At 72.7% G+C, this 20,608-nt stretch carries 14 protein-coding genes; 6 read left to right on the top strand and 8 right to left on the bottom strand.

The annotated features are described in order from the left end of the window. Window positions 1-36: 36 nt before the first annotated feature. Both ACWGH0_RS12885 and lepA read right to left on the bottom strand, forming a co-directional pair. Window positions 37-1,926 carry an AMP-dependent synthetase/ligase gene (locus ACWGH0_RS12885; protein WP_453404202.1) on the bottom strand — a complete coding sequence of 630 codons (1,890 nt, stop codon included), beginning with the start codon at window positions 1,924-1,926 and terminating at the stop codon, window positions 37-39. A 236-nt stretch (window positions 1,927-2,162) separates the two neighbouring features. Next, window positions 2,163-4,028 carry a translation elongation factor 4 gene (gene lepA / locus ACWGH0_RS12880; RefSeq protein WP_453404201.1) on the bottom strand — a complete coding sequence of 622 codons (1,866 nt, stop codon included), beginning with the start codon at window positions 4,026-4,028 and terminating at the stop codon, window positions 2,163-2,165. Window positions 4,029-4,230: 202 nt separating this feature from the next. Between lepA and rpsT the strand changes: the two genes are divergently transcribed. Beyond that, window positions 4,231-4,497 (top strand): 30S ribosomal protein S20, encoded by a 267-nt coding sequence (rpsT, locus tag ACWGH0_RS12875; protein WP_028813489.1) that lies wholly within the window; start codon window positions 4,231-4,233, stop codon window positions 4,495-4,497. Window positions 4,498-4,841: 344 nt separating this feature from the next. Here rpsT and holA read toward each other — a convergent pair whose 3' ends face one another. Next, window positions 4,842-5,825, bottom strand: a complete 984-nt coding sequence (gene holA / locus ACWGH0_RS12870; protein WP_453404200.1) for a DNA polymerase III subunit delta — start codon at window positions 5,823-5,825, stop codon at window positions 4,842-4,844. A 105-nt stretch (window positions 5,826-5,930) separates the two neighbouring features. On the opposite strand from holA, the gene ACWGH0_RS12865 reads away from it, so the two are divergent. The 3 genes from ACWGH0_RS12865 (at window position 5,931) to ACWGH0_RS12855 (ending at window position 7,948) form a co-directional block, all read left to right on the top strand. Next, entirely contained in the window at window positions 5,931-6,176 is a 246-nt protein-coding gene (locus ACWGH0_RS12865; RefSeq protein ID WP_453404199.1) for a hypothetical protein, read from the top strand. 135 nt (window positions 6,177-6,311) lie between these two features. Then, a complete protein-coding gene (locus ACWGH0_RS12860; RefSeq protein WP_453404198.1) occupies window positions 6,312-7,325 on the top strand; it encodes a hypothetical protein in 1,014 nt (337 codons plus the stop codon). A 164-nt stretch (window positions 7,326-7,489) separates the two neighbouring features. Further along, window positions 7,490-7,948 carry a pyridoxamine 5'-phosphate oxidase family protein gene (locus ACWGH0_RS12855; protein ID WP_453404197.1) on the top strand — a complete coding sequence of 153 codons (459 nt, stop codon included), beginning with the start codon at window positions 7,490-7,492 and terminating at the stop codon, window positions 7,946-7,948. On the opposite strand, the gene ACWGH0_RS12850 is transcribed toward ACWGH0_RS12855, so the two are convergent. The 5 genes from ACWGH0_RS12850 to leuS form a co-directional block, all read right to left on the bottom strand. After that, window positions 7,945-10,485, bottom strand: coding sequence for a ComEC/Rec2 family competence protein (locus tag ACWGH0_RS12850; protein ID WP_453404196.1), 2,541 nt, complete (start codon window positions 10,483-10,485; stop codon window positions 7,945-7,947). The genes ACWGH0_RS12855 and ACWGH0_RS12850 overlap by 4 nt on opposite strands. After that, window positions 10,482-11,249 carry a helix-hairpin-helix domain-containing protein gene (locus ACWGH0_RS12845; protein ID WP_453404195.1) on the bottom strand — a complete coding sequence of 256 codons (768 nt, stop codon included), beginning with the start codon at window positions 11,247-11,249 and terminating at the stop codon, window positions 10,482-10,484. The genes ACWGH0_RS12850 and ACWGH0_RS12845 overlap by 4 nt, the downstream gene beginning before the upstream one ends. A gap of 710 nt (window positions 11,250-11,959) precedes the next feature. Next, a complete protein-coding gene (locus tag ACWGH0_RS12840; RefSeq protein ID WP_453404194.1) occupies window positions 11,960-12,805 on the bottom strand; it encodes a DegV family protein in 846 nt (281 codons plus the stop codon). Between the two features lie 320 nt (window positions 12,806-13,125). After that, window positions 13,126-13,896, bottom strand: coding sequence for a hypothetical protein (locus ACWGH0_RS12835; protein WP_453404193.1), 771 nt, complete (start codon window positions 13,894-13,896; stop codon window positions 13,126-13,128). A gap of 237 nt (window positions 13,897-14,133) precedes the next feature. Further along, on the bottom strand, window positions 14,134-16,998 hold the full coding sequence (gene leuS, locus ACWGH0_RS12830; protein ID WP_453404192.1) for a leucine--tRNA ligase: 2,865 nt from the start codon (window positions 16,996-16,998) through the stop codon (window positions 14,134-14,136). A gap of 511 nt (window positions 16,999-17,509) precedes the next feature. Between leuS and ACWGH0_RS12825 the strand changes: the two genes are divergently transcribed. Then, window positions 17,510-18,967 carry a hypothetical protein gene (locus ACWGH0_RS12825; RefSeq protein ID WP_453404191.1) on the top strand — a complete coding sequence of 486 codons (1,458 nt, stop codon included), beginning with the start codon at window positions 17,510-17,512 and terminating at the stop codon, window positions 18,965-18,967. After that, window positions 18,964-20,541, top strand: a complete 1,578-nt coding sequence (locus ACWGH0_RS12820; protein ID WP_453404190.1) for an NADH-ubiquinone oxidoreductase-F iron-sulfur binding region domain-containing protein — start codon at window positions 18,964-18,966, stop codon at window positions 20,539-20,541. The genes ACWGH0_RS12825 and ACWGH0_RS12820 overlap by 4 nt, the downstream gene beginning before the upstream one ends. Window positions 20,542-20,608: the final 67 nt, after the last annotated feature.

Raw genomic sequence — 20,608 nt, 5'->3', positions numbered from 1 at the left:
ACCGTGTGCCGGTCCCGCCCGCCGCCCCCGCGTGCGCTACGCCTCGCGCGATCCGGCGTACATCTCCTCGATGAGGTTCTTGTACTCGCGCTCCACGACCGGGCGCTTGAGCTTGAGGCTCGGTGTCAGCTCGCCGTGCTCGATGTCCAGGTCGCGCGGCAGGAGCCGGAACTTCTTGATGGTCTGCCAGCGCTGGAGCCCCTCGTTGAGGCGCTGGACGTAGCCCTCGATGAGTTCCTCCGTCCGCTTGGACGCGACGACCTCGGCGTACGACTTGCCCTCCAGGCCGTTCTCCTTGGCCCAGCCGAGGATGGTCGGCTCGTCGAGGGCGATCAGCGCGGTGCAGAAGTTGCGGTCCGCGCCGTGCACCAGGATGTTCGAGACGAACGGGCAGACCGCCTTGAACCGGCCCTCGACCTCGGCCGGCGCGATGTACTTGCCGCCCGACGTCTTGATCAGGTCCTTCTTGCGGTCCGTGATGCGCAGGTAGCCGTCGACGGACAGCTCACCGATGTCCCCGGTGTGCAGCCAGCCGTCGGGCTCCAGCACCTCGGCGGTCTTCTCCGGCAGCTGGTGGTAGCCCTGCATGATGCCGGGGCCGCGCAGCAGGATCTCGCCGTCGTCGGCGATGCGCACCTCGGTGCCGGGGAGCGGCTTGCCGACCGTGCCGGTGCGGTACGCCTCGCCGGGGTTGACGAAGGAGGCGGCGCTGGACTCGGTGAGCCCGTAGCCCTCCAGGATGTGGATGCCGGCGCCGGAGAAGAAGAAGCCGATGTCGGGCGCGAGCGCGGCCGAGCCGGAGACGCAGGCGCGCAGCCGGCCGCCGAACGCGTCGCGGATCTTGGCGTAGACGAGCTTGTCGGCGACCTTGTGCTTGGCGGTCAGTCCGAAGGGCGCGGAGGCGGTGCCCGTGCGGCGGAAGTTGTCCTGGGTGACCTTCGCGTACTCGCGGGCGACCTCGGCGGCCCACTGGAAGATCTTGTACTTCGCGCCGCCGCCGGCCCGCGCCTTGGCCGCGACGCCGTTGTAGACCTTCTCGAAGATGCGGGGCACGGCGGCCATGTACGTCGGCTGGACCACCGGCAGGTTCTCGATGATCTTGTCGACCCGGCCGTCGACGGCGGTGACGTGCCCGGCCTCGATCTGCCCCGAGGTCAGCACCTTGCCGAAGACGTGGGCGAGCGGCAGCCAGAGGTACTGCACGTCCGTCGCGCTGATCAGACCGGTGGCCACCGTGGCCTTCGCCATGTACGACCAGCAGTCGTGCGGCAGCCGCACGCCCTTGGGGCGACCCGTGGTGCCCGAGGTGTAGATGAGCGTCGCGAGCTGCTCGGCGGTGATGGCCTCCACCCGCTCGGTGACGGCCTGCGGGTGCTTCTCCAGGTACGCCGCCCCGCGCTTCTCCAGCTCGGCGAGGGTCAGCACCCAGCCCTCGGGGTCGTCCTCGGCCTGCTCGACGCCCGTGGCGTCGATGACGACGACGTGGGCGAGGTTCGGCAGGTCGGCCCGGCGCTCGCGCGCCTTGGCGAGCTGCGAGGCGTCCTCGGCGATCAGCACCCGGCTCTCGGAGTCGGCCAGGATGTACGCGGACTCCTCCGCGTTCGTCGAGGGGTAGACCGTCGTGGTGGCCGCGCCGGCGCACATCACGCCCAGGTCGGCGAGGATCCACTCGACCCGGGTGTTGGAGGCGAGCGCGACCCGCTCCTCGGGCTGCACGCCGAGGTCGATCAGGCCGGCGGCGACGGAGTGCACCCGTTCGGCCGCCTGTCCCCAGCTCAGCGACTTCCAGGCGTCGGCGCCCTGCCCGGAGGCGGCCGGTACGGGATAGCGGTAGGCCTCGGCATCGGGCGTGGCGGCCACGCGCTCAATGAAGAGGGCGGCGACCGACGGCGGCCGGTTCTCGATCAAGGTCTGTGTGTCGCTCACGACGTCCTCCGGGCCTGCGGCATGCTGCACGACTGGCTGGTATTTAACTGGCGAGTAACCTTCGAGTGGTGATCAGAGTAAAGCGCGCGGGGCCGGGGCGTAAGGGGCTGCGGCGCGCGGCTTCATAACGGAACGGAACCGCTGATCACTCCTGTTCCCTCACACACGAAAGCGCCCGTCCGTGAGTACGGAGGGCGCTTGCGTGTGCGGGTTCGAAACGCGGTGGCGGGTGGTGACTACTTCTTCTTGCCGCCGGAGTCGTCGCTGGACAGTACGGCGATGAAGGCCTCCTGCGGGACCTCCACGCTGCCGACCATCTTCATCCGCTTCTTGCCTTCCTTCTGCTTCTCCAGCAGCTTCCGCTTGCGGGAGATGTCACCGCCGTAGCACTTGGCGAGGACGTCCTTGCGGATGGCGCGGATGGTCTCGCGCGCGATGACGCGCGAGCCGATGGCCGCCTGGATGGGGATCTCGAAGGCCTGGCGCGGGATGAGCTCGCGCAGCTTGGCTACGAGCCGCACGCCGTACGCGTACGCCGCGTCCTTGTGCGTCACGGCGGAGAAGGCGTCGACGCGGTCGCCGTGCAGCAGGATGTCGACCTTGACGAGCGAGGAGGCCTGCTCGCCGGTGGGCTCGTAGTCCAGGGACGCGTAACCGCGCGTCTTGGACTTCAGCTGGTCGAAGAAGTCGAAGACGATCTCCGCGAGCGGGAGGGTGTAGCGGATCTCGACGCGGTCCTCGGACAGGTAGTCCATGCCCAGCAGCGTGCCGCGCCGGGTCTGGCAGAGCTCCATGATCGCGCCGATGAACTCGCTGGGCGCGAGGATGGTGGCCCGGACGACCGGCTCGTACACGTCCGAGATCTTGCCCTCGGGGAACTCGCTCGGGTTGGTGACCGTGTGCTCCTTGCCGTCCTCCATCACCACGCGGTAGACGACGTTGGGGGCGGTGGCGATCAGGTCGAGCCCGAACTCGCGCTCCAGGCGCTCGCGGATCACGTCGAGGTGCAGGAGGCCGAGGAAGCCGACGCGGAAGCCGAAGCCGAGGGCCGCCGACGTCTCCGGCTCGTACACCAGGGCGGCGTCGTTGAGCTGGAGCTTGTCGAGCGCCTCACGCAGGTCGGGGTAGTCCGAGCCGTCCAGCGGGTACAGGCCCGAGAAGACCATCGGCTTCGGGTCCTTGTAGCCGCCGAGTGCCTCGGTGGCGCCCTTGTTCATCGAGGTGATCGTGTCGCCGACCTTGGACTGACGGACGTCCTTCACGCCGGTGATGATGTAACCCACCTCGCCGACGCCGATGCCGTCGGACGGCGTCATCTCCGGGGAGGAGACGCCGATCTCCAGCAGCTCGTGGGTCGCGTTGGTCGACATCATGCGGATGCGCTCGCGCTTGTTGAGCTGGCCGTCGACCACACGTACGTACGTGACGACGCCCCGGTACGAGTCGTACACCGAGTCGAAGATCATCGCGCGGGCGGGCGCGTCGGCGACGCCGACCGGGGCCGGCACGTCGCGGACGACCCGGTCGAGCAGCGCCTCCACTCCCAGGCCGGTCTTCGCGGAGACCTTGAGCACGTCCTCGGGCTGGCAGCCGATGAGGTTGGCCAGCTCCTCCGAGAACTTCTCCGGCTGGGCGGCCGGCAGGTCGATCTTGTTGAGCACCGGGACGATCGTGAGGTTGTTCTCCATCGCCAGGTACAGGTTGGCGAGGGTCTGCGCCTCGATGCCCTGCGCGGCGTCGACGAGGAGCACCGTGCCCTCGCACGCGGCGAGCGACCGCGAGACCTCGTACGTGAAGTCGACGTGGCCGGGCGTGTCGATCATGTTCAGGATGTGGGTGTTGCCCACGTCCGGGCCCTCGTTGGGCGCCCAGGGCAGCCGTACGGCCTGGGACTTGATCGTGATGCCGCGCTCGCGCTCGATGTCCATCCGGTCGAGATACTGAGCACGCATCTGCCGCTGGTCGACCACACCGGTCAGCTGGAGCATCCGGTCGGCGAGCGTGGACTTGCCGTGGTCGATGTGCGCGATGATGCAGAAGTTGCGGATCAGCGCCGGGTCGGTACGGCTCGGCTCGGGCACGTGGGTAGGAGTCGCGGGCACGCAGGGTCTCGTCTCGGGGCGATGTTGGATCGATACGTAGCTTCCATGGTCCCACGGACCGCGGGCGGGTCTCGGTTTGGGCCGTACGGCGGGCCGCTGGTACGCTGAGCAGCTGTGTCTCACAACCCTCTGAGCGGCCTGCGGGCCGCTCCGGTCGGCGGGGCACTCATCGAAGATCCAACGAACCTGTAGAGGCTCTTTCGTGGCGAACATCAAGTCCCAGATCAAGCGGAACAAGACGAACGAGAAGGCGCGCCTGCGCAACAAGGCCGTCAAGTCCTCGCTCAAGACGTCGATCCGCAAGGCCCGCGAGGCTGTCACCGCTGGTGACCTCGAGAAGGCCACCGTGGCCGTCCGCGAGGCTTCCCGCAAGCTCGACAAGGCAGTCTCCAAGGGAGTCATCCACAAGAACGCCGCCGCCAACAAGAAGTCGGCGCTGGCGCACAAGGTTGCCTCCCTGCAGGGCTGAGCATTCGCTTGTACGACCCGCACGATCGCCGGTAGGGACTCAGCGGGCCCTCTCTTCCGCTCCTGACCCGGCACCTCGCGCCGCACGCGGCCTGCGTTCGCCACGCGGGTGCGGCGCAACAAGGCTTTGACAGGCTTCAGGGCTTCTCACGTCGGCCCCGGCCCCGGTCCTCCCCAGGACGGGGGCCGGGGCCTTCGTGCTGTGGGGGTGGGGGGTGTGGTGGGTGTTCGCGCTGCTGGGAGGGTGCGGTTACGCGCTGGCCGGTTTGTGCGGACCGGTGCATGCGGACAGGTGCGGACCGGTCCGTGCGGACCGGTTCGTTCCGACCGATTCGTGCCGACCGGCTAGCGGTGGCGGGCGGCGCGGGCGACGGTGACGACCGCCTTCTCCAGCGCGTACTCCGGGTCGTCGCCGCCGCCCTTCACTCCGGCGTCGGCCTCGGCGACGGCCCGCAGGGCGAGCGCGACGCCGTCCGGCGTCCAGCCCCGCATCTGCTGCCGTACGCGGTCGATCTTCCACGGCGGCATGCCGAGCTCGCGGGCGAGGTCGGCGGGGCGGCCGCCGCGCGCGGACGACAGCTTGCCGATCGCCCGGACGCCCTGGGCCAGCGCGCTGGTGATCAGGACGGGTGCGACGCCTGTGGACAGCGACCAGCGCAGGGCCTCGAGGGCCTCGGCCGCCCGGCCCTCCACGGCCCGGTCGGCGACCGTGAAGCTGGAGGCTTCGGCGCGGCCCGTGTAGTACCGCCCGACGACGGCCTCGTCGATCGTCCCCTCGACGTCGGCGACGAGCTGGGCCACGGCGCTGGCCAGTTCGCGCAGGTCGCTGCCGATGGAGTCGACGAGGGCCTGGCACGCCTCGGGGGTGGCGGAGCGGCCCAGCGCCCGGAACTCCGACCGTACGAACGACAGCCGCTCGGCGGGCTTGGTGGTCTTGGGGCAGGGCACCTCGCGGGCCCCGGCCTTGCGGGCGGCGTCGAGCAGCCCCTTGCCCTTGGCGCCACCCGCATGGAGGAGCACGAGCGTGATCTCTTCGGCGGGGGCGTCCAGGTACGCCTTCACGTCCTTGATCGTGTCGGCGGACAGGTCATGCGCGTTGCGCACGACGACGACCTTGCGCTCGGCGAAGAGCGACGGGCTGGTCAGCTCGGCGAGGGTGCCGGGCTGGAGCTGATCGGGCGTGAGGTCGCGTACGTCGGTGTCGGCGTCGGCGGCGCGGGCGGCCGCCACCACCTGCTGCACGGCGCGGTCGAGCAGCAGGTCCTCCTGCCCCACGGCGAGGGTGAGGGGGGCGAGCGGATCGTCGGTCGAGTTCTTCCTGGTGGCCATCGTGGTCCAGCATCCCACGGCCCACTGACAGCTCCTCGCGGGGACGGGCGCCCGCGTAGGCGGTCCGTCGCGTGCCGGGAGACGTTCGTGTTGGAGAATGGGCAGGTGAGCGATGTGAGACACGTACTCGTCCTGCCCGACCGGGAAGCCGCCGAGGAGGTGGCCGTAGCGGTCTGCGAGCGCTTCGGAGCCGTCGAGGAGCCGCAGCTGATACGGGATTCGCTGGCCGGCGAGGACGACGCCGAGGACGCGCAGTGGCTGGTCGTCGTCGAGGACCCGGGCGCCCGGCTCGACGACGACGCGCTGCACGCCCTGGCCGGTGAGTACGAGGGCTGGCTCGAACGCCCCTGACGCGCGGTAGCAGGCGCCCGGTTCCACCGGCTCCGCCGGGCTCATTCGCCCGGCATGTTCTGAGGTCGGGGGTGCCGGGCGGCAGCGGCGGGCACGCAGTCCGGGGCCTGTCGCGGCGTCGGCTAGGGTGCGCGGATGATATTCGGACGTGGGCGGTTCCGGGCCGCCGTCGGGGACTTGGAAGCGGCTGTTCGGGCGCAGGACTCGGACGCGGCTGAGCGTGCCTTCGCGCGGCTGACGCAGAGTCTCGGCAAGGCGGCGGACGCCGATCTGCGGGCAGCGGGGCCTCGGCTCGCCGCCCTGCTCGGAGAGGTTCCGCCCGGGCCGCGCGCGGTGGTGGCCGTGGTCGTCGGGGCGTGCGTCGAGCGCGGCGCCGACCCGCTGGCCTGCGCACCCGCCGTATTCGCGAGCGCCCTCGACGCCTTCGAGCAGGCTGCGGTGTTCTGCGAGCGGTGGGCGGCCGGAGGGCGTGGCGGGCTGCCCGGCCACGAGGGCGAGGGCCTGGAGGAGGCCGACTTCGAGCGGATCGGCTTCCAGCCCGTCATGGCCTGGCAGGCGCTGCCCCAGTTCGAGATGGCCTGCGTGGCCGTGCTCAACTCCGCGCACGTGCGCCGCGCTGTGCCGGATCGTGAGGGATTGCGGACCGCGGTCGCCCGGGTCGCGGAGCTGTCCGGCGATCCGTTCAAGTGCCTCGACTACGCCCTCGCCGTCCTCGACGACGAGCCGCTCGTCGCGCTCGACCGCGCGACCGGCGCCGGTTTCGCCCTGCGCGTCTCCGGCGTCGGCGACAACTTCCAACTGCACACCCTCCTCGCCGACGCCCTGATCGGCCGGGGTCTCGTAGCGGGCGAAGCGCCGTCGGCCGAAGCCGTCGCCTGCTGCCGCGACCAGGCCGGGATGGTGCCGACCGTCGGCTCCTTCGACATGGTCGGCGTCGACGGCGAGTTGATATGGAACGAAGGCAGACCGTCGGACATCCCCGTCGTGGACGGTGTCCGGCTCGTGGTTCTCGACCCGCCCGCGTACCGGAGGAACTGGCCGGCAGGCCGCTTCTTCCCCGGCATGACCGGCGACCTCGTGTACGGCAACGCCCTCACGCCGGAGGAGTCGGCCGCGCTGCTCGCGCGCGTGGCCGAACCTGTCGGCTGACCTCGGACCGGCCGACCGCCCTCTCGCCGGTCTCGGGCGATGGCTTCGCGAGGCCGTCGGCCGGGCTCGGCCGTCCCCGTCCCCGTCCCCGTCCCTGTCCCCGTCCCCGGGCCTGGGGCGTTCGGCCGAGGTGTGTGCGGGAGGCGTGTCGCTAGCCTGCGGGCATGACGATCACCGAACCGGCGCGCTCCCGCGAACAGCGCAAGCAGGACGTACTCGACCGCCTGGCGCAGGACGAGGACCTCTGGGTCGCGACGGCTTCGCCGGACGGCGTGCCGTGCCTGGTGCCACTGTCTTTCGTCTGGGACCGCGACACGATCCTGATGTGCACGCGACGGACGAACCCGACGGCGCGCAACCTCACCCCGGCCGGTGAGGCGCGCGTCTGTCTCGGCCACACCAGGGACGTGGTGCTGATCGAGGGTGCCGTCGAGCCGGTGGAGGGCTCGCAGCTGGCGGCCGGCTCCGCCGACGCCTTCGCGGCGAAGCTGCGCGGCTGGGACCCGCGCGACCGGCAGGCCTGGGTCTACCTCCGCCTCGCACCGCGCACCGTGAAGGCGTGGCGCGAGGAGAACGAACTGCCCGACCGGGAGCTGATGCGGGACGGCCACTGGCTCGTCTAGGGGCCGGCGTCTCTGCCCTCCGGCAGCGCTCGCAGGCCGGCACCCGCCCCCGTCACGGCGATCGCCCCGTCCGTGTCCGTGCGCAGCACCGTCGCTCCGCCCGTGCGCAGTGCGGTGAGCGTACGGGGCGAGGGGTGGCCGTACGGGTTGTCCCGGCCGCAGGACACCAGGGCCAGCCGGGGACGGGCACGGGCGAGCAGAGCGGGGTCCTGGTAGGCGGAGCCGTGATGGGCGACCTTCAGTACGTCCACGGGCGGAAGGTTCGGATGGGTCCTCAGCAGGGCTTGCTGCGCCGGTGGTTCGAGGTCGCCCAGGAGCAGCAGGCTGAGGGCGCCGGAGCGGACCAGGAGCGTGACGCTGGCGTCGTTGGGTTCCCCGGGGTCCGGAGCGGGGAAGGGCGGCGGCCACAGGGCCCGCCAGGACAGCGGGCCGATCCGGCGCCGCTCCCCCGGCGCCGTCTCCAGCAGCGGTACGCGCGCCTCGGCCGCCGTCCTGCGGACGAACGCGCTTTGCTCCAAGGGCTCCTGGAGGGTCGTCGTCCGGATCTCTCCCACCGACCGTCCGCGCAGGACACCCGGCAGCCCGGCCACGTGGTCCGCGTGGAAGTGGGTGAGAAGTACGAGCGGGACTCTGGTGACGCCGAGCGCACGCAGGCAGCGGTCGACGCGTCCGGGGTCCGGACCCGCGTCGACGACGACGCCCGTCCCGTCGCCCGCCGCGAGAACGGACGCGTCCCCCTGGCCGATGTCGCACATGGCGAACTTCCAGCCGGGCGGCGGCCAGCCGGTGACGATCCGCGTGACCGGAGCGGGCCGCAGGACGGCGACGACCAGCAGCAGCGCGCAGGCGGCGCTCAGCCACGGGTGACCCAGGAGGCGGCGGGCGGCCGTGATCGCGACGACCGTCAGGGCCGCCAGCAGCAGCCCGCCGCGCCAGCCGCCCGGCCAGTCGACCTCCGCGCCGGGCAGCGCGGCTCCCGCGCGGGCGACGGCCGCGATCCATCCGGCCGGCCAGCCGGCGCACCGGGCGAGCAGTTCGGCGACGGGCATCGCCACCGGAGCCGCGGCGAGCGCCGCGAAGCCGAGGACCGTCGCGGGGGCGACCGCGAACTCGGCGAACAGATTGCAGGGGATCGCCACCAGGCTCACCCGGGCCGCCATCATGGCGACGACGGGCGCGCACACGGCCTGCGCGGCGGCGGCCGCCGCCAGTACCTCGGCGAGCCTCGGCGGCACACCGCGCCGTCGCAGCGCGGCGCTCCAGCGTGGACCGATGGTGAGCAGGGCGCCCGTGGCGAGCACGGACAGGAGGAAGCCGTAACTGCGGGCCAGCCACGGGTCGTACAGGACGAGCAGCAGGACGGCGGCCGCGAGCGCCGGGATCAGTTGCCTGCGGCGGCCGGTGCCGATGGCGAGCAGCGTGATCAGCCCGCAGGCGGCGGCCCGCAGCACGCTCGGCTCGGGGCGGCACACCACGACGAAGGCGAGCGTCAGTCCCCCGCCGAGCAGGGCGGTCACCCGGAGCGGGATCCCGAGGAGCGGGGCGAGCCCGCCGCGTTCCGCCCGCAGCGCCGTGCCGGGCGGTCCGATGAGCAGGACCAGGATGATCGTGAGGTTGCTGCCGGACACCGCGAGAAGGTGGGTGAGGTCGGTGGCCTCGAAGGCTTCCTGCAACTCGGGCGGCACGCGGGAGGTGTCGCCGACGACGAGCCCCGGCAGCAGGGCCCGCGCGTCCGGTGCCAGTCCGTCGGTCGCCTCGCGCAGGCCGGCCCTGAGCCCACCGGCGGCGCGCTGCACGGCACTCGGTGGGCGTACGGTCTGCGGCCGTGCGCCGTCCGGCACGCGCAGCACGGCGGCGACCCGGTCCCCGCCGCCCTCCGACGGCGGTGCGAGCCGCACCGTCAGACGCAGCCCGGTGGACGGCAGCAACCGCTGCCAGTGGGCCGCGTCCGGCCCGCCTGCCCGCATGACCAGCAGGACCGGGGTGCGGACGTCGGTCGCTGCCCGGTCGCCTCCGGTGAGGCGGGTGACGCGCGTGATGTCCGCGTTGAGCACGAGCAGCCTCGGCAGCGTCTGATCGCCGCGCACGCGGGGCCGGACCGTGCGGGCGTCCGAGGTGACCGTCAGCTCCGTCGTGACGTACGCGTACCGGCTCGCCAGGCCGGGCACGGGGCCACGGTGCAGGTCCGCCGCGTGCAACCCGGCGGAGGCGGCCCCGGCCGCCGCGCACAGCAGTACGGCGGCGAAAGCCATCACGCCCGGCCAACCGCTCCGGGCCGCCGGCCGGCGCGCGGCGCCACGAGAATCGGACACCCGCCTGCGCCGCACTCCCCTGACGACCAGCAGCACGGCCGCCGTCACCACGCACAGCACCGCGAACGCCGCCGCCCGGCGCCCGGTGATCCCCAGCGCGACGGCGGCCGCACCCCAGGCGGCCAGCGCGGGCGGCACCAGACGCAGATCCGCGGGCCCCTCCTCCCGTGGGTCGGAGGCCCCGAGCCGGTGTCCGGAGGCGTCGTGGACAGCCGGGCGCGTCATGGCCGTACGAGCGGCTGGAGGTCCGCGAACCGGCGGTCGCCGATCCCCTTGACCTCGCGCAGCTCTTCGACGGAACGGAAACCGCCGTGCTGGGTGCGGTAGTCGATGATGTGCTGCGCCAGCACGGGACCGACCCCGGGCAGCGTCTCCAACTGCTCGGCGGTGGCGGCGTTCAGGCCCACCGGTCCCGCGGCACCGGCCGCGCCCGGACCTGCGGGGGCGAGCGGACCGGCGGCGCCGGGCGGTCCGGGCACCCCCACGGCCACCTGCTCCCCGTCCATGAGCAGGCGCGCGCGGTTCAGTCCGGCGGTGTCCGCACCCGCTTTGACGCCGCCGGCGGCCCGCAGCGCGTCCGCCACCCGGGCGCCGGCGGGCAGCCGGTGCAGGCCGGGCCGGCGTACTTTTCCGTTGACGTCCACGACGATGCGCCCCTCGCCGCCAGAACCGGCCGCCCGGCCCGGCTCACCGCCGGCCGAAGCCGGAGGCTGTCCCGGCGACGGTTGCGGGCGCCCCGGGACCTGGTCCCCGCCCACCACCTGCGGAGGCCGTACGGGCTGGGGCCGCCCCGACCAGAAGTGCTGGACGGCGAAGACGGCGGTCACGAGCAGGACGACCGCCAACGCGGCCAGCGTCCTCGGTTCGAATCCGCACCGCGAATGGACCCACACCGGCAGCCGCTCCAGCACGGCCGCCCGCGCCCGCCGCACGCCATGACCCCGGGCCGGTACGTCGGCGTCCGCGCCGCCGGCGGCCTGCACGAGCACCGGACCATTCGCCGCCGATTCGGCGCCACGGTCCTCAGCTTCCCCCGGCCCGGGCAGCGGCCCGGTGCACCCCGCCCCGGCGGCCACCGTCCGCACCCCACCGGCGTGCCCGACGCCCGCGGCACGCGGCGACACCTGCGGGGTACGGGAGGGCGCCGCACGAGCCACGGCGCGCGCGGGTCCCGAGTCCGAAGGCTCCGAGCCGACAGGGAGCGACTGGTAGCGCCCCGAGCCGGCAGCGGCCCACCCGGCTGCACCCGGTGCCGGAGACAGCGGCGTACGGGATAACGGCAGCGGCGCAAGCGGGGCACGAGCCGTGGGCCCGTCGGCCGCGGGTGGGCGTCCGCGCGGTGGCGACTCGAAGAGCGCCGCCGCCCGGCGGCGCAACGCCGCCGAAGCGGCGGCCTCGTGGACGCGGCGGCGCAGACGCCGCCCGCCCGGGCCGTGCCTCGGGCGAGGCCGGGCACCACCAGCGCGGCCGTCGGCGGCCCGGCCGTCGGAAGCCTGGGCGCGGCCCGGGCCACTGGTAGCGGATCGCGAACGTGAGCGTGTGTGAGAAGCCATGCAGGAGACGCTAGGCATATCCGCCCCGGCCTGCTGATCATGGTCAATTCCGGTGGAGAACCCCCCGGTTGTGGATATCTCCGCCACCCGGAAGGCTGAAGTTCGGCCTCAGTGACGCCCAACCCGTCCCGCCGGGGCCCGCGGCCTCAGTGAGGCGCGACCACCACCGCCAGCAGCCCCGGCCCCGTATGCGCGCCGATCACCGCCCCCACCTCGCTGACGTGCAGCTCGGCCAGGCCGCCGATCCGGACGCGCAGCCGCTCCGCCAGCCGTTCGGCCCGCTCGGGAGCCGCCAGGTGGTGCACCGCGATGTCCACGCGCCGGCTGCCCGCCCGCTCGGCGACGAGCTCCTCCAGCCGGGCGATCGCCTTGGACGCCGTCCGTACCTTCTCCAGCATTTCGATACGGCCGCCGTCCAGCTCCAGCAACGGCTTCACGGAGAGCGCCGAACCCAGCAGCGCCTGCGCAGCTCCGATACGTCCGCCTCGGCGCAGGTAGTCCAGCGTGTCCACGTAGAAGTACGCCGACATCCCGGCCGCGCGCTTCTCCGCGGCGGCCACCGCCTCGTCAACCGTGCCGCCGGCCTCCGCGACCTCCGCCGCCGACAGCGCGCAGAAACCGAGGGCCATCGCGACCATGCCGGTGTCCACGACGCGTACCGGCACCGGCGCGTCCCGCGCGGCCAGCACGGCGGCGTCGTACGTACCGGAGAACTCGGAGGACAGGTGCAGCGACACGACTCCCTTCGCCCCCGCGTCGGCGGCCGCGCGGTAGGCGGCGGCGAACACTTCGGGGCTCGGCCGCGAGGTCGTCACGGACCGGCGTTTCTGCAGGGCCTGGGCCAGCGACCGGGCGGAGATCTCGGTGCCCTCTTCGAGGGCCCGGTCGCCGATGACGACGGTCAGCGGCACCGAGGTGATGCCGTGCCGCTCCATCGTCTGCTGCGGCAGGTAGGCCGTTGAATCGGTGACGATCGCGACATGGCGGGACATGAGCGGGAGGTTACCCGGCGGGGACGCCCGGCGGCAGTCCGGGCCCGCTCAATGATCCGCCCGGGTGCCGGAACTGTCCCGTAACGGCCCCGGAAGATCGCAAACGACGCCCGATGGACAACCTGGGACAGTGCATCACCGGCAGTGCATCACCGGACGATCCCGTCCTGTGCCGCGAACGGTCCCGTACTGCGCCTCCGGACGGTCCCCTCCTGTGCCTGCGGAAGGTCCCCTACCGCGCCCCGGCCGGATCCAGGTGCCCCCGGACCGTCCCGGGAAACTCCCACCGCCCGGTCCCGGCCAGTACCGGCCGAACAGGCTCAGACCGTGCCCTCCGGGCGGGCCGTCTTCTGCCACGGGTACGTCGGCTGCCACTGCGGGTCCCGAGCCGTGATCGCCTCCGGCCCGGAAGCCGGCCGGCGCGCCGCCTCGTCCCCCTCGGGCTCCTGTTGCCGGCGACCCGTACCCGCGCCGGCTCCGGCGGCCCCGGCGGCGCCCGCACCGTCCGCCGCCGCCGACCGTGACGCGTCGGCGTCGGGACCCGTCGCCCAGTGCCGCAGCGCCCCCGACTCCACCTCGATCTGCGCGCTCAGGGCCGCGAGGTCGTCGTCGGCGAACCGCTGCGCCCGGTCCCGCGCCGCCCACCGGAGCGAGTCGGCCGCGTGCGTCACCCGTTCCGTACGCTCCCGCAGTTCCGGCAGCCGCTCCGCGACCCGTGCCTTGTCCGGCTCGCGCTCCAGCCGCTTCAGGTCGTCGTCCAGTTCGTGGCCGTGGGCGCTCAGTCGCTCGAACAGGGCGACGGACTCCGACAGGGAGGCGTCCTCCGCCACGCCCGCGTTCAGCGCCTCGCGGGTGGCCCTCATCGACGTACGCAGGTCGAGCCGCAGTTGCGCCAGTTCCCCGGCGACGCCCACCTGACCGAAGCTCTTCGCCCGCAGCGTGGTGTCCTCGACGGTGCGGCGCGCCTGGGTGATCTTGCGGTCCACGCCGCGCTTGGCAGCGCCGACCGCCTTGACGCTCACGTACACCCCCGCCGCCACGAACGCCACGAAAAGCAGCGCCAGGATGAGGATCAGCGTGACGGCTTCCATGAGCGCCCCTCCGTTTGTCGGTCCACTCGGCTCGCGTGGTCTCTCCACCGTAAACGGAACGGGCAGGCCGAGGGTTCCATCGCAACCCTCAACCTGCCCGTAGGGGAAAGCCCTGGCACGCGCCGAGCCCACCGCCACCGCCCGGCCCACACGACCCGAGCCTCCGCCGCAGCCCGGGCCCACAGGCCCGAGCCCATCACCGCAGCCCCGCCCACCGGGCGAGGCCGGGCGCCGCGATCAGGCGGGGACGATGTTGACCAGCTTCGGCGCCCGCACGATCACCTTGCGGATCCCGGCGCCGCCCAGCGCCGCGACCACGGCCGGGTCGCCCAGCGCCAGCTTCTCCAGCTCGTCGTCACCGATGGTCGGCGGGATCTCCAGGCGCGCCTTGACCTTGCCCTTGACCTGCACCACGCACGTCACGGTCTCGTCCACGACGTACGCCGGGTCCGCGACCGGGAAGTCCTGGTAGACCACGGAGTCCGTGTGCCCCAGCTTGCGCCACAGCTCCTCGGCGATGTGCGGCGCCAGCGGCGCGACCAGCAGCACCAGCCGCTCGGCCACCGACCGGGACAGCGGGCCGCCGGCCTTGGTCAGGTGGTTGTTCAGCTCGGTGACCTTGGCGATGGCGGTGTTGAAACGCATCCCGGCCATGTCCTGGCCCGCCCCGTCGATCGCCTTGTGCAGCGCGCGCAGCGTGTCCTCGTCGGGCTCCGTGTCGACGACCGTGACCTCGCCCGTCGTCTCGTCGACGATGTTGCGCCACAGGCGCTGCAGCAGCCGGTACTGGCCGACCACCGCACGGGTGTCCCAAGGCCGCGACACGTCCAGCGGGCCCATCGCCATCTCGTACAGCCGCAGCGTGTCCGCGCCGTACTCGGCGGAGATCTCGTCCGGGGTGACGGCGTTCTTCAGGGACTTGCCCATCTTGCCCAGGACGCGGCTGACCTTCTCGCCCTGGTACCAGAACGCGCCGTCGCGCTCCTCGACCTCGGCCGCCGGGACCGCGATGCCGCGCGCGTCGCGGTAGACGAACGCCTGGATCATGCCCTGGTTGTACAGCTTGTGGAACGGCTCGGCCGACGAGACGTGCCCCAGGTCGAACAGCACCTTGGACCAGAACCGCGCGTACAGCAGATGCAGTACGGCGTGCTCGGCGCCGCCGACGTACAGGTCGACGCCGCCGTGCGGCATGCCCTCGCGGGGCCCCATCCAGTACTGCTCGACCGCCGGGTCGACCAGCTTCTCGCTGTTGTGCGGGTCCAGGTAGCGCAGCTCGTACCAGCAGGAACCCGCCCAGTTGGGCATGGTGTTGGTCTCGCGCCGGTACTTCTTCGGACCGTCTCCCAGGTCCAGGGTGACGTTCACCCACTCCTCGTTGCGCGACAGCGGCGTCTCGGGAACGGTGTTCGCGTCGTCCGGGTCGAACGTGCGCGGCGAGTAGTCCTCGACTTCCGGCAGCTCCAGCGGCAGCATCGACTCGGGCAGCGGGTGGGCGATGCCGTCCTCGTCGTAGACGATCGGGAAGGGCTCGCCCCAGTACCGCTGACGGCTGAACAGCCAGTCGCGCAGCCGGTAGTTGACGGTGCCCTCACCGATGCCGCGCGCGGCCAGCCATTCGGTGATCCTCGCCTTGGCCTCGACGACGCCCAGGCCGTCCAGCGAGATGTCGTCACCGGCGGAGTTCACGATCTTCGCGTCGTACGAGGCGAACGCGTCGTCCCACTCGGCCGGGTCCGTGCCCCGCCCGTCCGACGGCTCGACGACGCAGCGCATCGGCAGCTCGAAGGCGCGCGCGAAGGCGAAGTCGCGGGAGTCGTGCGCCGGTACGGCCATGATGGCGCCGGTGCCGTAGCCCATCAGCACGTAGTCCGCGATGAAGACGGGGACCTGTTCGCCGCTGACCGGGTTGACGGCGAACGCGCCGGTGAAGACGCCGGTCTTGTCCTTGGCCTCGGCCTGCCGCTCCACGTCCGACTTGGAGGCGGCCTGTGCGCGGTACGCGGCGACGGCCTCCGCCGGGGTGGCGTGACCGCCGGTCCACACGTCGTGCGTGCCCTCCGGCCAGGCGGCCGGGACGATCTTCTCGACCAGGTCGTGCTCGGGCGCCAGCACCATGTAAGTCGCCCCGAACAGGGTGTCCTGACGGGTGGTGAAGACGGTGATGGCGTGGTCGCCGACCGGGAAGTCCACGCGCGCGCCCTCGCTGCGCCCGATCCAGTTGCGCTGCTGCAGCTTGATCGCCTCGGGCCAGTCCAGGCCGTCCAGGTCGTTCAGCAGGCGGTCGGAGTAGGCGGTGATGCGCATGTTCCACTGGCGCAGTTTGGCCTTGAAGACGGGGAAGTTGCCGCGCTCGGAGCGGCCGTCGGCGGTGACTTCCTCGTTGGCCAGTACGGTGCCCAGGCCCGGCGCCCAGTTGACCGGCGCGTCGGAGGCGTACGCCAGGCGGTGCTCGCCCAGGACGTCGGCGCGCTCGGCGGCGTTCAGCTCACTCCACGGGCGCCCGTCCGGCGTCGTACGCTCCCCGCTCTCGAACTGCGCGACCAGCTCCGCGATCGGCCGGGCGCGGTCCGCCTCCTTGTCGTACCAGGAGTTGAAGATCTGCAGGAAGATCCACTGGGTCCACTTGTAGTAGTCCGGGTCGATCGTCGCGACGGAGCGGCGCTTGTCGTGGCCCAGGCCCAGCCGGCGCAGCTGCTGCTTCATGTTGTCCATGGCGGCCTCGGTCGACACCCGGGGGTGCGTGCCGGTGGCGACCGCGTGCTGCTCGGCGGGCAGGCCGAAGGCGTCGAAGCCCAGGGTGTGCAGGACGTTGTGGCCGGTCATGCGCTGGTACCGGGCGTACACGTCGGTGGCGATGTAACCCAGGGGGTGGCCCACGTGCAGTCCCGCGCCCGAGGGGTACGGGAACATGTCCATGATGAACTTCTTGGGCTTGGCGGCCAGCTCCGGGTCGCCCGCCAGGTCCCCGCTGGGGTTCGGCGCCTCGTACGTGCCCTGCGCGTCCCAGAAGTCCTGCCAGCGTGCCTCGATGTCAGCGGCCATCGCGGCCGTGTAGCGGTGCGGCGCTGCCACCTCGGCAGCGGAATTCGTCTCGCTCATGATCCTCAAAGCTCCATCGATCGTCTCTGCCAGCGGCTGCGACATTCAGGCTGTGACGTACAGCGAATGATCTGTGACGTTCAGCCAATGAAAAATCCCCTCGCACAGGAGGGGACGCCGCGCCGATTCCGACCGGATCTCTCATCCGTCGGGACTGATCAGCGCGGCTCGCTAAGCAGAAGGCGTACGGCACGCATGGCGTCAGGGTACCGCAGCGGCCGAGCCGGACGCATCGGCTGTCCGTCCCACGGACCGGTCACCCCTTGCCCTTGGGGTTACTCGGCGTATCGGCCCTATCCGGGGCAGCGCCCGAGCAAGTTTTCGCTCTTCCTGAACGCTAAACCCCCAAAGCTCGTACTGCTTGGTATGGGCCGACCTAGCATGCGGCAACGGGACCACTTTGCCGAACCATTCGGAGTCGCCCCTCATGAACCCGCACCGAAAAATTCAAACCTCTCTGGCTTTCCCTCCATTGAGCCGTCCCGCGCAAGGAGGCCTCACCGCCGCGGCGTTGATCCTCATACCGCTGTTCGCCGTCTTCGGCAGCGACAGCCTGCGCGCCGCGCTCGACTTCACGACCGGCGTCCTGTCCCTGGTCTCCCTCACCGCCGCCGTCGCCTGGGGCCTGCTGGCCACCGACCGGCTGCTGCTGCGGCCGCGCCACCGGCTCCTCGCCCAGGGCATCCACCGCGCCACCGCGGTCGCGTCCATCGGTTTCCTCCTGCTGCACGTCACGGTCAAGGTGGCGCTGGGACACGTCGCCCTTCTGGGCGCCCTGGTCCCCTTCGGCCTCGGCGTCAGCGGTACGTCGGGCCTCATCGGCTTCGGTTCGCTCGCCGGCATCCTCATGGTCGTCGCCGCCTCCACCGGCGCTCTGCGCAGCGCCTTCGCCACGCCGGGACGCATCGCGGGCCGCTGGCGGTCGCTGCACATGGTCGCGTACCCGGCGTGGGGGTCGGCCCTGGTCCACGGCCTGTTCGCGGGCCGGCCCGCCGCCGGATGGGTCGTCACGATGTACGCCCTGGCCCTCACGGCGGTCGTCGGCGCCCTCTCGCTGCGCCTGCTTCCTCCGCCGCTCAAGCGGACGATCGCCGACCGGGTGGTGGCTCTGGTGACCTCCCGTTCCCTGGCCGCCGCGCCCGAGGCGGCGCCCCGCGACTCCTCGGTGTCGCCGCTGCCGGGCGGCGGGTTCGCACCGCCGCCGGAGCCGCCGCGGCCGCAGTCCGAGCCGCTGTTCCGGGAGGACCCGCCGCCGGCCCAGCCGCAGCGCCTCGCCGCACCGGCCCCGCCGCTGTACGAGGCGGGGCGCTCGTCGGACGGTCTACGCGCGGGGACAGGCACCGGCATATCCGCCGGGTACCGCGCCGTGTCGGCCTCGGCCGCGTCGGCGCCCACCGAACGGATCCCCCTCGCGGAACAGATCCCCATGACGGAGGAGATCCCCGTCCAGGCCGCGCCCGCGCCCCCGCGCTGGCCCACTCCCTCGCCCCCGCCCCCCGCGCAGGCCGCGCGCCCTCCCTACGACCCGGACCGCGCCGCGTACGGCCCGGGAGCCGTCCCGGCTCCGGACCTGCCCGGGTACGGCCCCGACGGCGTACCGGACGCTCCCGGGAACAGCCGGAACGACGCTCCCTGGAACGATCCGAACCCCGAAACCGACGCCCCTTGGAACAGCTCCTCGCCGCAAACCGACGTTCCCTGGAACAGCCCGAACCACGAAACCGACGTTCCCTGGAACAGCTCGAACCCGGAAACGGACGTTCCCTGGAACAGCGCCGCGCCCGCAACCGACGCTCCCTGGAACAGCCGGAACGCCGCACCCGGCGTTCCCGCGTACGACCCGGACGCCCCGGCCACCCCCACCGGGCCGCTCCACCACCCCCTCGACACCACCGAGCCCGCGCCGGGTCCGCTCTACCGGCCCGCCGCCGGAGAGCCCTGGCACGCACCCGCAGGAGACCGACGTTGAACGTCCCCCTTCCCGACGTCCCCGAAGTACGCGTAGTCGGCCTTCCCCAGCTGACCACCGGCTTCGACCTGGTCGAGCGCCTCGACCTCGGCATGCACCTGAAGGTGCACGGCCCCCTGGAGCCGATGGGCGGGGAGCGCCTGGCCGAGCTCGCCGACCACATCTCGCTGCGCGGGCGCGGCGGCGCCGGCTTCCCCTTCGGCAAGAAACTGCGGGCGGTCGCCAAGGCGTCGATCCGGCGCGGAGTGCGCCCCGTGGTCGTCATCAACGGCAGCGAGGGCGAGCCCGCCTGCCGCAAGGACACCGTCCTGCTCAACCGGGCCCCCCACCTGGCCCTCGACGGCGCCCTGCTGGCCGCCGAGGCGCTCGGCGCCCGCACCCTGATCGTCGGCGTCACCCGCAACTCGACGGAGGCGTCCATACGCGCGGCCTTCGCCGAGCGCGGACTGTCCGACCGGCGCGGCCAGCAACTGCGCGCGCGGATCGTCCGCACCCCGGAACGCATGGTCTCCGGCGAGGCCTCGTCCCTGATCCGCGCCGCGAACGGCGGGCCGGCGCTGCCGCCCGGACGCCGCGAACGCGCCTCGGAGACGGGCGTGGGAGGCGCGCCGACGCTGCTGTCCAACACGGAGACGTTCGCGCAGCTCGCCGTCGCCGCCCGCATAGGCGCCCGCCGGTACGGCCACACCGGCCTGGAGAACGAGCCGGGCACGGTCATGCTCACCCTGTCCGGCGCCGTCTCCCGCCCCATGGTGGTCGAGGTCCCCACCGGCGTGCCGCTGCGTTACGTCCTCCAGATGGCCGGCGCCCCGCCGCTCCCGCAGGGCGTGCTGACGGGCGGCTACCACGGCAACTGGATCGACGCGGTCGCCGCGCACGACGCCGTGATCTCCCGGGAGTCCCTCGCCTCCTTCGGCGGCGCCCTCGGCGCGGGCGCGATCCTCCCGATCGGCCCAGAGACGTGCCCGCTGGGCGAGTCGCTGCGCGTCGCGAACTGGCTGGCCGCCGAGACGGCCGGCCAGTGCGGCCCCTGCCGCCTGGGGCTGCCCGCCGCCGCCGGCGGCCTGTCGGACGTGCTGAACGGCGGCGGCCAGGCGGCCCTGGAGGCACTGCGCGAGGTGACGCAGGCCGTGAAGGGCCGGGGCGCGTGCAAGCACCCCGACGGCTCGGTGCGCTTCTTCGTCTCCACCCTCAACGCCTTCACCGACGACCTGGCGGCGCACGTCCTGGGCGGCGGGTGCGGCCGCGAGACGACGGGCGTCCTGCCGCTGCCGGGTCCCGGTTACGAGGAAGAGGGCATCCCGAGCGGCGAGAAGTTCGCGGTGGACTGGACGCTGTGCAAGGGCCACGGCCTGTGCGCGGACATCGTCCCGGAGCTGATCCGGCTCGGCCCCGACGGCTACCCGGCGCTCGCGGACGCGTCGGTTCCGGTGCACCTGCGCGGCCGCGCGCAGCGTGCCGTACGCCGGTGCCCCGCGCTGGCGCTGCGCATCGAGGAGGAAGCCCCGCAGCGGCCGTCGCGGCCCGCGCTGCCGTCCGCCGGCCGCAAGGCCCTGGGCAGCGGCAGAGGCTGAGGCCGAGGAGTCCCGTGAGCCCCGGAGCCCCAAAGCTCCGGGGCCCGGGAGCCCGTGCGCCCGTGCG

This window comes from Streptomyces sp. NPDC054887, assembly GCF_053610585.1.
The sequence above is the reverse complement of the archived record's forward strand: the minus strand, read 5'-3'. Positions and strand labels throughout refer to the sequence as shown.

Excerpts from the sequence above, each read along its gene's own strand:
- ACWGH0_RS12860 (WP_453404198.1), top strand. The coding sequence starts at position 6,312 with ATGATATTCGGACGTGGGCGGTTCCGGGCCGCCGTCGGGGACTTGGAA.
- ACWGH0_RS12835 (WP_453404193.1), bottom strand. The coding sequence starts at position 13,896 with ATGGAAGCCGTCACGCTGATCCTCATCCTGGCGCTGCTTTTCGTGGCG.
- ACWGH0_RS12855 (WP_453404197.1), top strand. The coding sequence starts at position 7,490 with ATGACGATCACCGAACCGGCGCGCTCCCGCGAACAGCGCAAGCAGGAC.
- holA (WP_453404200.1), bottom strand. The coding sequence starts at position 5,825 with ATGGCCACCAGGAAGAACTCGACCGACGATCCGCTCGCCCCCCTCACC.
- ACWGH0_RS12840 (WP_453404194.1), bottom strand. The coding sequence starts at position 12,805 with ATGTCCCGCCATGTCGCGATCGTCACCGATTCAACGGCCTACCTGCCG.
- leuS (WP_453404192.1), bottom strand. The coding sequence starts at position 16,998 with ATGAGCGAGACGAATTCCGCTGCCGAGGTGGCAGCGCCGCACCGCTAC.
- ACWGH0_RS12850 (WP_453404196.1), bottom strand. The coding sequence starts at position 10,485 with ATGACGCGCCCGGCTGTCCACGACGCCTCCGGACACCGGCTCGGGGCC.